This is a genomic window from Pseudobutyrivibrio sp. C4, assembly GCF_900111635.1.
Lineage (GTDB): Bacteria > Bacillota > Clostridia > Lachnospirales > Lachnospiraceae > Pseudobutyrivibrio > Pseudobutyrivibrio ruminis.
Genome location: NZ_FOHF01000004.1, coordinates 81,836 through 96,327 on the forward strand (window position 1 = coordinate 81,836; position 14,492 = coordinate 96,327).

Genomic DNA, 14,492 nt, shown 5'->3' on the forward strand with positions numbered 1-14,492 from the left:
ATATGGGAGTTTCGGCAATATACATATTATTATAACTGTCATCGTCTAAGTATTGCCTTGTAATCCCGAAATTGTATACGTATAATTATAGTATATAATTATGAAAAATTAGAGGTAGAACAATGACACTAGCAGTAGACGAACTAAAGGCTGGTATGGTTGTAGCTGAACCAATTTTGACCAAGCGTGGCCAGACCATTTCAAAAGCTGGTGAAACGCTGACAAATCAGCTTATTGCCAAGCTCGCCTTCTACAAAATCGAAGCGGTTGCTGTTGAAGACCCTGAGCCAGAACCTGAGCCAGAGCCTGAACCAGAACCAACGCCTGCTCCTGCTTCCGCTAAACCAGAATCAAGAGTCAGTGACCAGATCACCTATACTCAGCGCCTGAAGGCTTCTCCAAAATTTCAGAAGTTCCAGTCGGACTATGCGTTGAATATCGGTTACTTAAAAGAAAACTTTGAAGCTATTATCGCAGGAGGTGGCGCAGAATGCTCCGACCTCATGCTTGAGAACTGTGAGTCTCTTTTCAAATCAAAGACTTCACTTGAGCTTTTAGATATGCTTTCAAACATGCGTAACTTAGATGACCCAATTTACACTCACTCTTTGAACGTAGCCCTCATTTCCCGTTCAATCGGAAAATGGCTTCAGCTTCCAAAGAATGATTTGAACGTCCTTACACTTGCCGGTCTTCTTCATGATATTGGAAAGACACAGATACCAGAATCTATTCTGAACAAGCCTGATAAGCTTACCGCAGAGGAATACGCCACAATGAAGACTCATCCTCTTCTTGGCAAAAAGCTTCTTAATAATAAGGGATTTGATTCTAGAATTCTTTCCGCTGCTTTACAGCATCACGAGCGAAGCGACGGTAGTGGCTATCCTAGAGGCCTTCTGGAAGATGAAATGGATGACTTCTCATGTATCGTTGCCATTGCTGATGTTTACGATGCAATGACTTGCGCCAGAGCACATCGTGATCCACTTTGTTCATTCCAGGTTATTGCTGAGTTTGAAAAAGAAGGACTTCAGAAATATCACACTAAATACGTGCTCACATTCCTTGAGCGTATTGCAAACGCCTACAGCAACAGCCGCATTATTCTTAATAATGCAAAAACAGGCCGCGTGGTTTACATCAATAAGAGCAACCTTTCACGACCTGTTATTCAAATGGACAACGGCGACATCATCAATCTCGCCGATTCTGTCAACAAAGATTTATATATTAAAGCTATTCTATAAAGGCTTCCTGTATTCTGTCTTTCAAGCCAGAATATCTTGCCGCCTGGGATGTATTATCCACCATAGAATAAAATACATTTGCGTCGCCTACCATGGTGACGCATTTTTTTGCTCTGGTAATGGCAGTGTAGAGAATGTTTCTGTTCATCAACATCTTTGGGCCATCCATAACTGGCATTACAACTGCTGGATATTCAGAGCCCTGAGACTTGTGAATAGTAATGGCATATGCCAATTCCAACTCATCCAGATTAGCAAATGGATAAACCACTTTTCGTTTTTCTTCGTATTCTACTGTGATTGTCTTAGCCCAATCGTTGATATCCTTGATGATTCCCACATCTCCATTAAAGACTCCAACGCCCTTTTCAATGGTGATGTTATAGCCACCAGTAACCTCCCACTCAAGCTGATAATCGTTGCGAATCTGCATAACCTTATCGCCCTCGCGGAAAATACGAGTGTCTCCTGCCCACTCTTTTTTGTTAGGGGCAGGCGGATTCAAGAAATTCTGAAGGATTCCATTTAATCGCTCTACACCTATCAATCCCTTTCTGGTAGGGGTGAGGACCTGAATCTCGCTAATACCAGCATCAACATATTTTGGCATTTTATCTCTAACAAGAGTAAGCATGACATTGATAATTGTGTCAGCATCATCTCTCTTTAAAAAGAAGAAATCCTTTGATTTATTATCAAGTACAACATGCTCCCCCTGGTGAATCTTATGAGCATTTACGACGATGTCACTTTCCTGAGCCTGACGGAAAATCTTTTTCAGGGTAACCGCCGTGAATCTTTCTGATGCTAAAATATCCTTTAAAACATTTCCCGGTCCTACGCTTGGAAGCTGATTTTCATCACCTACGAGGATAAGTCTGGTGCCTGGAGAAATTGCCTTTAGCAGTGAATACATCAATGAAACATCTACCATGGACATCTCATCAATAATGATTACATCACACTCAAGAGGATTCTCCTCGTTGCGGTCGAATCTAGCAAATGATGTGACGCTATCATCGTCATTCATGTTACCTGCAACCTCAAGCATACGGTGAATTGTTCTAGCTTCATAGCCTGTAGCTTCACTCATTCGCTTGGCTGCGCGGCCTGTTGGCGCCCCCAAGAAGATATTGTAGCCCTGGTCCTCAAACAGCTTAATCATGGTGGTGATAGTTGTTGTTTTACCAGTACCCGGTCCACCGGTAAGAACGAAAAATCCTCGCTCTGCCGCTGCAATTACAGCATTTTTCTGAAGCTCATCAAGCTCCACATTCTCCTCGATTTCGATTCTGCGGATAGTGTTTGAAAGGTCTTCTTTATCAACCTTATATTTCACATCCAGCTCGCGAAGCATGCCGGCGATTGACTCTTCCATGCGATAGAATGCCTTTGAATACACCTGGCGATTTCCTTCAGAGTCTTTTTTTATAATTATCTTGCTATCCATAGCAAGGTTCATAATCTGGGCATCGATTGTGTCCTCATCTACCTTTAGCAAATCCTGAGACATACGATTGAGAGTCTCGATTGGGAGATATGTGTGTCCCATTCCAGCTCCCTGGCCAAGGATATATTGTATTCCGCCCTTGATTCGGAATTCAGAGTCCACCTTTATGCCAACCTGACTTGCGATTTCATCTGCAGTTTTGAATCCGATTCCTGAGATTTCATCTGCAAGCTTGTATGGATTTGTCTGTATAACATTGTAGATTTCATTGCCGAAACGATTGTAGATTTTGATAGCCTTATTGCCATGAAGACCGTATTTATCAAGAAAAATGATGGCATTTCTGATATCTTTTGCACCAACAATCTGGTCGGAAATTTCCATAGCCTTTGTGATTGAAATGCCCTTCACTTCCGCAAGTCGCTCAGGCTCATCCTCTATGATTCTGAATGTATCAGCACCGAACTTCTTTACAACTCTGGCAGCGAGCTTTGGTCCGATTCCCTTGATAGCTCCAGAGCCCAAATATCTTTCCATGGAAAGCTCATCTGCCGGTGCCTCCACCTCATAGCTTGTCACCTTGAACTGCCTGCCGTAGGTTGGATGTTCCACAAATTCTCCTCTAAGAAGAAGATTTTCACCTTCTCCAATTACAGGAAAAAGTCCTGTACATGTGAGCAAATCGTCATCTGCCACAAAGTCCAGAACTGTGTATCCATTATCTGTATTTCTAAAAATTATGTTTTCTACGTAACCCGTTAATTCTTCCATGGGTAAAATAATAGCATAAAAAAACACCGCGTACTATATGTACGCGGTGGTCATTATGCTAAAACTTCTGTCACTTTTGACGCGTTTGTCTGTGCGATATCTTCTGAAACTGTAGCTGCGTCAACACCTGCGGATTCTGTCTGAGCGCCTGTTGTTCCGGTAATTCCATAGTTGCGCATAATCTGCTCAACAAAATCATCTGTTACATCTCCACCAATTTGGTCTACAAGCTGAGATGCAACCTCTGTGATTGCTTTGTCCATATACAAATCCTTGTACATCGACATGTTTGTGTCTTTGTTTTCTTCGTCTTCGTTTACGAAAGACTCCTTAACCTGCTTTACAACCTGCTCCATCATGTAAGTCTCGAAGCTCTTAACAGCCTCTTCGATTTCTTCTCTTGATGAATTCTGGGAAATATTGCCAATTGATTTGGCAGTTGTTTCCGCTGCTGCTTTTGCTTGGTTGGTGTATTGCGATTGCAAATACGTATTCATACTCGTTAAATCCATTTCTCAATCCCCCTATTAGATAGATTTGGTATCATCCGCATCCCCTCTTCTATCAGCTAGTTAACCTCCGCTCCGCGTAGGCCTGTCACTTTATCTCTTAAGGTTATTAGCCTGCTCCAACATGGTGTCTGAAGTAGTAATCGCCTTTGAGTTCATTTCATATGCACGCTGTGAGATGATAAGGTTTACCATTTCATCTGCAACGTTGACGTTTGAGCCTTCCAAGTAGTTCTGAAGAATAGAACTTCTGATAACTCCATTTGTGTTCCATTCTGAAACTGGCTCACCGGAAGCTACAGTCTCATCATACAAGTTTTCACCGATTTTTGAAAGACCAACTCTGTTTGTAAACTGATACAAAGCAATTGACTGGCCTGTGGCTGTGTATGTGCCATCGGCATTTCTATATGAAATAGCTCCGTCATCTGGATTTACTGTAAATCCATTTTCACCTGCTGTTGCAGGAAGTGTAATTGCATTTCCTGCCTGATCTAGTACCTTATAGCCTTCTGCTGTAGTAAGAACCTTTGCACCTGTGTTGTCGATGGCCCATGTGAAGTTACCGTTTCTGGTGTAGTGAGTTTCATCACCATCCTGCACAGCAAAGAAGCCTTCGCCTGTGATGCACATCGCTGTGTTGCTATCATTTGCAAGCTGAGCGCCCTGTGTGAAGTTAGAGTTGATTGAAGCAACTCTTGTACCAAGACCAACCTGCGCGCTAGTAGGCTTTGCTTCGCCCTCTGCGTTTGTGCTGGTTGCCTGGAGTGTTTGATATAGTAAAGTCTTGAACTGTGTACTCTGAGCTTTATATGCTGTGGTGTTAACATTTGCAAGGTTGTTTGCAATTGTGTCTACTGATGTCTGCTGGCTCTTCATTCCTGAAGCTGCAGCCCACAAAGATCTCATCATAAGCTAATTCCTCCTAGGTTATCTCTCGCCAGTTACGTCTACAAGCATTCACTTACTACGCTCAACACATGTTTCGCTTTAGTAAGTAAATAGCTTGATGCCTACTGGCTATTTATACCTGTCCTACTTGATTAACTGTCTTATCTAATGTTTCGTCCTCGGCCTGAATCATTTTCTGGCCTGCCTCGTATGCTCTGGCTATGGTAATCATTGTAACCATTTCATCAACTACATTGACATTGGATGATTCAAGAACACCCTGCTCGATGTAGCCATTTTCTGCTTCTATTATTTCTCCTCCATCAATAAGCGAATAGAGGTTTTCGCCGTATTTATTGATGTAATCGTAATCAGCTACATCCACCAATCCGATTGTATCGACTTCCTCGCCATTCTGAGTGATTGTTCCGTCCTGTGCCACTGCATATTCCAGTGCTGGATCAATCTGTACGTAATAGTCCTCGCCGTACTGTCCGGTAAGGGCTCCCTCTGAATTGAGGAGGTAATCTCCGTTGGATGTTCTGATATAACCATCTGTGTCTACTGTGAAAGCACCGTCTCTTGTGTACATGACTGATGTTTCACCAGCTTTGTTTGTGTAAGCAACTGCGAAGAATCCGCTTCCTGCAACTGCTAAATCTGAAGGTTTGTCGGTAATCTGGAATCCGCCCTGCTCCCAGTTAGTGTAGGTCTCGCCTACCTTTGTACCAAGAGAAATGTATCCGATTCCCTCTGGTCTGTTTGCAAGTGCTGATGTGTCCTTAATCTTGATTGCCAGGCGCTCGTCAAATGACTGTGCCACCATGCCTTCCTTTTTAAAGCCTGTAGTGTTGGAGTTGGCAAGGTTGTTAGTAATAGTATCAAGACGCTTCTGCTCATTAATCATGCCTGTATAGGCTGTATAGAGTCCTTTTACCATGGAGTCTCCCTTCTTTTAGACTTGGTTACAATACTCTCCATCTCTTTTATCGGTTTTCCAAAAAATAAAATTAACCCCTTTTATGGAAAAATATTATTTTTCATAATCATTTTACCATATAAAGGGGTCAAACATTCAATATTATTTAATTAATCTCCTGAAAGAAGCTCTACATAGCGACCTGTACCGATAGCTACACATGTCATTGCCTCATCAGCAGTCATTGTGTTGATGCCTGTGCGGTCCTCGATAAGCTCCTCAAGACCACGAAGAAGTGCACCACCACCTGTAAGAACGATACCTCTGTCTGCAACATCGGCTGCAAGCTCTGGTGGAGTCTTCTCGAGAACTGAGTGAATAGCCTCAACAATCTGCATTGTAGATTCCTTGAGAGCTTCCTCTGTCTCCTCTGAAGAAACAGTGATTGTCTTTGGAAGACCTGAAACAAGGTTACGTCCTCTAACGTCCATAGTCTCTGCTTCGCCAAGTGGGAAGCAACGACCAATCTTGATCTTGATATCCTCGGCTGTACGCTCACCGATAAGAAGGTTGTGCTTCTTTCTCATGTAACGAACGATTGCTTCGTCGAAATCATCACCAGCAACCTTGATAGATGTGCTGACTACTGAGCTACCAAGTGAGATGACAGCGATATCTGCTGTACCACCACCGATATCTACGATCATATTTCCCATTGGAAGGGAAATATCGATACCAGCACCGATAGCTGCTGCGATAGGCTCCTCAATAATAGAAACCTCACGAGCGCCTGCTGCAAAAGCTGCGTCCTCAACGGCACGCTTCTCAACCTCTGTAGCGCCAGAAGGAACGCAAACAGCAATACGAGGCTTACGATAGCTCTTCTTGCCCATTGCCTTCTGAACGAAGTACTTAATCATTTTCTCTGTAACTGTGTAGTCAGAGATAACACCCTGACGAAGTGGACGAACTGCCACGATATTACCAGGAGTACGTCCAATCATAAGACGTGCCTCCTCGCCGATTTCCTTAATCTTATTAGTATCTCTATCAAAAGCCACAACTGAAGGCTCTTTTAAAACAACGCCCTTGCCCTTTGCATATACAAGAACGCTTGCTGTACCCAAATCAATTCCGATATCTGATGCTGCCATGTTATTATCCTTTCTAATTCTAATCTATTCTACTGCCTTATCGGCAGAATTGCGCATTTTCACGTTTCTATTATATACGAATTATTTCATTATTCAAGTATTTATAGTGTCCTCTTTGCCAGTTACGTAGACAAGCCTTAGTATTTTAGATAATAAAAAAGCCAGCGTAAAACGCTGGCGTAATTCTCGGGGAGTGCGACCAAAGTCTCCTTCGGTCGCTGAGTTATGAAAAATTTGGTATTAGCTTTCCGCTAGTACATGAAGTAATATACAGTGCTTATGTGATGGCTATGTGAAGATTTGTGAAAAAATGTCCCATATTACCAATCTTCCTCACCTCTATGAACATGCGGTTTTATATATAATCTTTCAAATATTGCCCCGTATAACTCTTTTTTACCTTTACGATGTCTTCTGGTGTACCCTTAGCTATAACAGTTCCGCCACGATCACCTCCATCTGGACCCATGTCAATTATGTAGTCTGCACACTTAATAACATCAAGATTATGCTCGATTACTACAACTGTATTTCCTGAGTCAGAAAGCTTGCGCATGATTTCAACAAGCTTGTTTACATCGTCAAAATGAAGACCTGTGGTTGGCTCATCCAGGATGTAGATTGTCTTGCCTGTAGCACGACGTGAAAGCTCTGTAGCAAGCTTAATTCGCTGTGCCTCTCCACCTGAAAGTGTGGTGCTTGGCTGGCCAAGCTTGATATATCCAAGTCCTACATCATAAAGCGCCTGGATTTTGTTAAGAATGCTTGGAACATTTTTGAAGAATTCCACTGCCTCTTCAACTGTCATATCAAGCACATCGTAAATTGTCTTTCCTTTATAATGAACCTCTAAAGTCTCTCGGTTGTAACGCTTACCGCCGCAGACTTCACAAGGAACATAAACATCTGGAAGGAAGTGCATCTCAATTTTGATGATACCATCTCCTGAGCAGGCTTCACATCGGCCGCCCTTTACGTTGAAGGAGAATCTTCCTTTATTATATCCGCGCTCCTTCGCCTCAGTTGTTCCGGCAAACAAATCACGGATTAAATCAAACACACCTGTGTAAGTAGCAGGGTTAGAACGAGGTGTACGTCCGATTGGAGACTGGTCGATATCGATAACCTTATCAAGGGCCTCTGTTCCAATAATATCATCGTGCTTTCCTGATACTTTTCTTGCACGATTCAGGCGCTTTGCCAAATCCTTGTAAAGAATCTCATTTACAAGAGAGCTCTTTCCTGAGCCAGACACACCTGTAACAACGGTCATGATTCCAAGTGGAATATCAACATCGATATTTTTAAGGTTGTGCTCGCGGGCGCCCTTGATAGTAAGCCATCCCTTTGGCTCGCGGCGCTCCTTTGGAACAGGGATGCAAAGCTTGCCACTGAGATACTGGCCTGTGATAGATTCTGGGCATGCCATAATCTCCTCTGGTGTACCAGCGGCGATGACTTCTCCACCGTCCTTGCCGGCGCGAGGTCCGATATCCACAAGATAATCCGCAGCGCGCATAGTATCAGCATCGTGCTCAACAACAATCAACGTATTTCCAAGGTCTCTGAGGCCTTTGAGGGATGCTAATAACTTGTCGTTATCTTTTTGGTGAAGGCCGATTGATGGCTCATCCAAGATGTAGGCTACGCCAACAAGACCTGAACCAATCTGTGTTGCAAGACGGATTCGCTGTGCCTCTCCACCTGAAAGTGTGGCTGTTGCACGGCTAAGTGTAAGATAATCCAAGCCAACATCTACCATGAACTTCAGACGAGCCTTGATTTCCTTCAAGACAACTGCACCGATTTTTTTCTGCTGCTCTGTAAGACTGAGACCGTCAATCATTTCGTACAATTCACGGACAGGATACTGAGTCATTTCGAAAATGTTTTTATCATCCAAAGTAACTGCAAGAGATTCCTTCTTCAGACGTTGACCATGACAGCATGGACAATCGCTGTAGAACATGAACTCCTCGTACTCTTTCTTTGCAGACTCTGAATATGTCTCTTTATATCTACGGCTAACATTTTCGATAAGGCCTTCGAATACGGTAGGATACACGCCGCGGCCTCGCTGGCCTTCGTAATGAACATCTACTGACTTGTCAAATCCATGGATGAACATGTGGCGAATCTTCTCTGGTAGCTCCTTGTATGGAGTGTCGAGAGAAAACTTGTATTCTTTGGCAAGTGCCTCAAGCAAGGCGTGAGCAAAGCTTGTGGATTTGTTGGATGACTGCCAGCCGATAACCTGAACTGCCCCCTCATTAAAAGAAAGGCTCTTGTCAGGAATCATTAAGTCCTCATCAAACTCCATCTTATATCCAAGACCGAAGCACTCTGGACAGGCACCAAATGGATTGTTGAAGGAGAAGCTTCGTGGCTCCACCTCATCAATGCTGATTCCACAGTCAGGACATGAGAATCCCTCTGAGAAATTGATTGGTTCGCCATCGATTACATCAACAATCATCAATCCTTCTGCCAACTTGAGCACTGCTTCGATAGAATCTGTAAGACGCTTTTCGATGCCCTCTTTTATAACAAGTCGGTCAACAACGATTTCAATGTTGTGCTTTATATTTTTATCAAGCTTGATTTCTTCGGATAAATCGTAAACATTACCATCTACATTTACACGAACATAGCCTGATTTCTTTGCCTTTTCAAAAAGCTTTTCATGTGTACCCTTTCGTCCACGAACAACTGGGGCAAGAAGCTGAATCTTTGTACGCTCTGGAAGTGCCATAATGGCATCAACCATCTGGTCTACAGTCTGTTTGCTGATTGGCTTGCCGCAATTTGGACAATGTGGCACGCCGCATCGAGCATACAAGAGACGCATGTAGTCGTAAATCTCTGTAACTGTGCCGACTGTAGAACGTGGGTTGTGGTTGGTACTTTTCTGATCAATTGAGATAGCAGGTGGCATACCTTCCATGTGCTCTACATTTGGCTTTTCCATCTGGCCAAGGAACTGGCGGGCATAGGAAGAAAGGGACTCCATGTAGCGACGCTGGCCCTCGGCAAAAATTGTATCAAATGCCAATGATGATTTACCTGAACCTGACAAGCCCGTGAGAACAACAAATTCATCACGAGGAATGTCCAAGCTAACATTTTTCAGGTTGTGCTCATTGGCACCCTTTATTTTTATGTATTTTCTTTCTTTCATTTTCTTTTCCTCATAAAAATGACTTGTTTTACAAGTCTATCCTGCAAGATAGCATTACTCTTCAGACATATCTCTAAGCATGTTTTTAAGTTCAACCATCTTGTCGCGATATTCTGCTGCAGCCTCGAAGTTAAGCTCTGTTGCGGCTTTCTTCATCTTCTTTTGGATGTCTCCAATGAGCTTTTCAAGCTCCTGCTTGTTCATCTCCTCAGGATCCTTCTTGAACTGCATCTCCTTATGAGCGATTTCCTTTGAAATAGAAATAAGCTCACGGACTGATTTTTGAATTGTCTGAGGGGTGATACCGTGCTCCTTGTTATAAGCCTTTTGAATCTCACGTCGACGCTCAGTCTCGGAGATGGCCTTTTCCATGGATTCTGTCATAGTATCAGCGTACATGATAACGTGACCCTCGGAATTTCGAGCGGCACGTCCAATTGTCTGAATCAGTGAACGCTCACTTCGAAGGAAGCCTTCTTTATCAGCATCCAGGATGGCAACCAATGTGATTTCCGGAATATCCAATCCCTCCCTAAGAAGGTTTATACCAACCAAAACGTCAAACACATCCAGACGCAGGTCGCGGATGATTTCTGCCCGCTCCATGGTATCGATATCGGAGTGCATGTATTTTACTCTGACTCCAAGCTCTGCCAGATAATCTGTCAAATCCTCTGCCATACGCTTGGTGAGAGTTGTAATCATTACCTTATTTTTCTTTTCAACTTCCTTCTGGATTTCGTTGAAAAGGTCATCTATCTGCCCCTCAACTGGGCGCACCTCAACCTCTGGATCAAGAAGGCCTGTTGGGCGAATAACCTGCTCTGTGCGAAGCAGCTCGTGCTCTTCCTCATAATCACCTGGTGTAGCTGACACAAACATAATCTGGTCGATTTTTGATTCGAACTCGCCGAAGTTTAGAGGACGGTTGTCGAGAGCTGATGGCAATCTGAAGCCATACTCAACCAGCGTCTTTTTGCGGGCCTGGTCACCTGCAAACATACCGCGAACCTGTGGCAATGTGATGTGACTCTCGTCCACTATAATAAGGAAGTCGTCGTTGAAATAATCAATCAAACACTTTGGTGGCTCCCCAGGCTGCTGATTTGTCATGTGACGGCTGTAATTTTCGATGCCGGAGCAAAAGCCTGTTTCACGTAGCATTTCAATATCGAAGTTTGTACGCTCTGCGATGCGCTGAGCCTCGATAAGCTTGTCCTCTGATTTGAAGAACTTCACTCGCTCATCCAACTCTGCTTCGATGCTGGCGCAAGCTGCGTTAATCTTGTCCTGCGGGATGACATAGTGGCTGGCTGGGAAAATCGCAACATGCTCTAGCTCTCGTTTCACCTGGCCTGTCATAATATCTGTCTCGCAAATGCGATCGATTTCATCTCCGAAGAACTCGATGCGAATGCCGTAATCGCTAGTATTGGCAGGGATAACCTCCAATGTGTCGCCACGAACACGGAATGTACCTCGATCGAAATCCATGTCGTTTCGCATGTACTGGATGTTAATCAGCTCATGGATAACATCGTCCCTATCCTTCATATCCCCTGGGCGCAGGCTAACCATCATGTTTTGGAAATCGTCCGGCTCGCCAATGCCGTAAATGCAAGAAACAGACGAGACAATAATTACATCTCGTCTTTCTGATAATGAAGCTGTGGCCGAAAGGCGCAGCTTGTCTATTTCATCGTTAATCGAAGAATCCTTTGCGATGTATGTATCAGTGCTAGGAACATAGGCTTCTGGCTGATAATAATCATAGTAAGACACAAAGTATTCCACAGCGTTCTCTGGGAAGAATTCCTTAAACTCGGAATACAGCTGGCCCGCCAAAGTCTTGTTGTGAGCGATAATCAGCGTAGGCTTATTAAGCTGCTCGATAACATTGGCCATGGTGAATGTCTTTCCAGAACCGGTAACGCCAAGAAGTGTCTGCATCTGGTTGCCTTCTTTGAAACCTCGCACCAAATCTGCGATTGCCTGAGGCTGGTCGCCTGTTGGCTTATATTCAGAATGTAATTTGAAATCCATAGTTTAGCCTTTCGGTTCAATTGTACACAATCGTATGTAATGTATTATAGCACAGCAGTATGATTAGTCAAACATTTGTTTGTACCGCCTCGCTTTATGTTATTATACTTGACAAATTTGTTTTATCTATGTTATATATAACACTCGTGTGACTCACAACACACATTTCAATTTCATGCAGAATCAATATCGTAATGAACAGCAGCATTACCAGGATTACTTGCATGTCACGCCGATTTATCGGCATTTTCCCACCAAAGACAATTGAATAATGGCATGATATGAGTAGATTTTTGTAGATTTTGGTTGTGCGGTAACTTTCTGCAGCTTTTAGCGTGGGCTTAACTCCTAGGTATTTAAGTGTTTATTCTTAATCCTTTTATACCACTTACTCTCTCTTTAAGATAGTTAAGTGCATTTTTCTATTTTCTTATTACGCTTACTTTTTCTCTGAAAAGTTAAGTGTATTTCAACTTATCTATGAAAAAGTTTACCGCCCAACTATATTTGTTAAGTGCAATCTCTAATCTTTCGAAAATCGCTTATCCTCTCTCTTTTTTTGTTAAGCGTTTTTCAGTCATTTATTATTTCCACTTATACTTATATAAAAATGTATAAGTGCTAATTTCATTCTTCAAAAATACACTTACATTTTCCCAAAAAAAGTGCGCTTTTTTCCTTTTCTTATAATTACCACTTAACTTTTATCTACAATCATCTCACTTGGCATTATTTATCCAAAAGACACATGATTAGCAAAGGAGTTTTAATGGTTACTGAGATTAAATCAAATCGTCCTTCTGTATTTTATAACAATACGGGATGGCCCAATCATCCAACACAGACAATAGTGAGAATGCCAACTACTGAAGAACTAATCTCCCTAATTCGATCATATATTAAGTCTACTGAAAAGGCACTGACAAAGGCGCCTACCGGGCGAATACAGTTGCATACTAGTAAGGGCTATCCTCGTTACTATTATTATGCTGATAACTCGGCAACTGGTAAATACGTTTCAGCTAATGACATACTATTAATATCATCTATATGTCAAAGAGATTATAATCTAAAGATTCTTAATGCTCTTTATAATCAGCTTAAACGAATCGAACATAAACAGCAGGTTAATCTTCCTTATGAGCTTGATCAAATTTATCATTCTTTTAAGCAAGGAAAACAAAGTATGATATCTCCCATTATCAGTCCAATCGAAGATTATGTTCGCGAATGGTATGCCTTAACACCCGCTTGCCAAAATACTTTTCCAGCAAAAACAATTTATTTAACCAATAAAGGTGAGCAGGTTCGCTCGAAGTCAGAAAAAATAATTGCCGATAAGCTCCAAATGATGGATGTTCCTTATATTTATGAACCCAAGATTATACTAAATGGGATCAACAAGTATCCTGATTTTTTAGTTCTAAATAAAAGGACTAGGGAATCATTTATTTGGGAACATTTTGGTTTATCCGACAATCCTAATTACGCTTCACAGAATCTAATTAAAATGACATTATATGAAAAAAATGGGTTCGAAATTGGCCGAAGGGTCATACCTTCATTTGAAACGATAGAACAGCCACTACAAGCCGAGCTTATTGATGAAAAAATTGTCACTTTTCTAATTTAATCTTATCTAATTCTTTTTTTATCAAAAAAACGAGGATGCCAATCAATTGACATCCTCGTATCTTTTATAATTCATCCTCTTTTGCGATGTCTTCCTCGGTCATGTATTTGCGGAAGACTTTTTCGAGGATTGGGTGCAGTGTGCAGGAAATGATTCCTGGTGCGAATAATATTAAAAATAGGAATCTATAGCAAAGGTAATAGATGGCGATTAAAAGCACAAGCATTACAAGTGTCCAGCCGATGTTTGCAATCATGAAAACTGCTGAGACTTTGAATGATTCCTTGAATCCATTTTCAAAGCGGGCAATGTAAGCAAAATGGTAGATTGCCCAGAGAACCGTGAATACTAGAAGCACCATAAAGAAAATGGATGCTGCAGCAAATGGGCTATCTGGGGATAAGTAATTTCTGGTGATGTAGATGTCGCCTCCAAGGATTGCGTATAGCAAAATGAAAATCAGCCATGATAATGTGGACTGCTTGAAGTTGTCCTTGAATGAGTGGAAGAACTCAGTGGTGTAGCCGCGGCCTTTGTAGATACATTTGTGTGTGGCATAGTAAAGTGCTGTGGAGCTGGCGCCGATTGTCACAAGTGGCAATGAGCAAGCTAAAAAGTAAAAACTAATCAAAATCACATCTGCGATTTTTGAAATCCCATCAATAAATCTGTTGTTAAATAATTTTTCCAAAAC

General features: G+C 42.2%; 10 protein-coding genes. 2 read left to right on the plus strand and 8 right to left on the minus strand.

The window, feature by feature from the left end; all coding sequences use genetic code 11:
* Positions 1 to 122 precede the first annotated feature (122 nt).
* The gene (locus BMY66_RS08165) at positions 123 to 1,250 is read left to right on the plus strand and encodes an HD-GYP domain-containing protein (RefSeq protein ID WP_090394802.1); all 1,128 of its coding nucleotides are present in this window, start codon (positions 123 to 125) and stop codon (positions 1,248 to 1,250) included.
* On the opposite strand, the gene recD2 is transcribed toward BMY66_RS08165, so the two are convergent.
* From recD2 to uvrB, 7 genes are all read right to left on the minus strand, one after another.
* Positions 1,240 to 3,471: an SF1B family DNA helicase RecD2 gene (recD2, locus tag BMY66_RS08170; protein ID WP_177175625.1), complete on the minus strand. Its 2,232-nt coding sequence runs from the start codon at positions 3,469 to 3,471 to the stop codon at positions 1,240 to 1,242. The genes BMY66_RS08165 and recD2 overlap by 11 nt on opposite strands.
* 53 nt (positions 3,472 to 3,524) lie before the next feature.
* Positions 3,525 to 3,983, minus strand: coding sequence for a hypothetical protein (locus BMY66_RS08175; protein WP_074790870.1), 459 nt, complete (start codon positions 3,981 to 3,983; stop codon positions 3,525 to 3,527).
* A gap of 90 nt (positions 3,984 to 4,073) precedes the next feature.
* Entirely contained in the window at positions 4,074 to 4,892 is an 819-nt protein-coding gene (locus BMY66_RS08180) for a flagellar hook-basal body protein (RefSeq protein ID WP_090394803.1), read from the minus strand.
* A gap of 112 nt (positions 4,893 to 5,004) precedes the next feature.
* Complete coding sequence (locus tag BMY66_RS08185; protein WP_044936424.1) at positions 5,005 to 5,811, minus strand: flagellar hook-basal body protein; 807 nt, start codon at positions 5,809 to 5,811, stop codon at positions 5,005 to 5,007.
* Between the two features lie 149 nt (positions 5,812 to 5,960).
* A complete protein-coding gene (locus BMY66_RS08190) occupies positions 5,961 to 6,944 on the minus strand; it encodes a rod shape-determining protein (RefSeq protein WP_044936425.1) in 984 nt (327 codons plus the stop codon).
* Positions 6,945 to 7,299: 355 nt separating this feature from the next.
* Complete coding sequence (gene uvrA, locus BMY66_RS08195) at positions 7,300 to 10,122, minus strand: excinuclease ABC subunit UvrA (protein ID WP_090394804.1); 2,823 nt, start codon at positions 10,120 to 10,122, stop codon at positions 7,300 to 7,302.
* Positions 10,123 to 10,176: 54 nt separating this feature from the next.
* Positions 10,177 to 12,165, minus strand: coding sequence for an excinuclease ABC subunit UvrB (uvrB, locus tag BMY66_RS08200; RefSeq protein WP_044936427.1), 1,989 nt, complete (start codon positions 12,163 to 12,165; stop codon positions 10,177 to 10,179).
* A 769-nt stretch (positions 12,166 to 12,934) separates the two neighbouring features.
* Between uvrB and BMY66_RS08205 the strand changes: the two genes are divergently transcribed.
* Positions 12,935 to 13,798 carry a hypothetical protein gene (locus BMY66_RS08205; protein WP_090394805.1) on the plus strand — a complete coding sequence of 288 codons (864 nt, stop codon included), beginning with the start codon at positions 12,935 to 12,937 and terminating at the stop codon, positions 13,796 to 13,798.
* Between the two features lie 64 nt (positions 13,799 to 13,862).
* On the opposite strand, the gene BMY66_RS08210 is transcribed toward BMY66_RS08205, so the two are convergent.
* Entirely contained in the window at positions 13,863 to 14,489 is a 627-nt protein-coding gene (locus BMY66_RS08210) for a YesL family protein (RefSeq protein WP_044936428.1), read from the minus strand.
* Positions 14,490 to 14,492 lie beyond the last annotated feature (3 nt).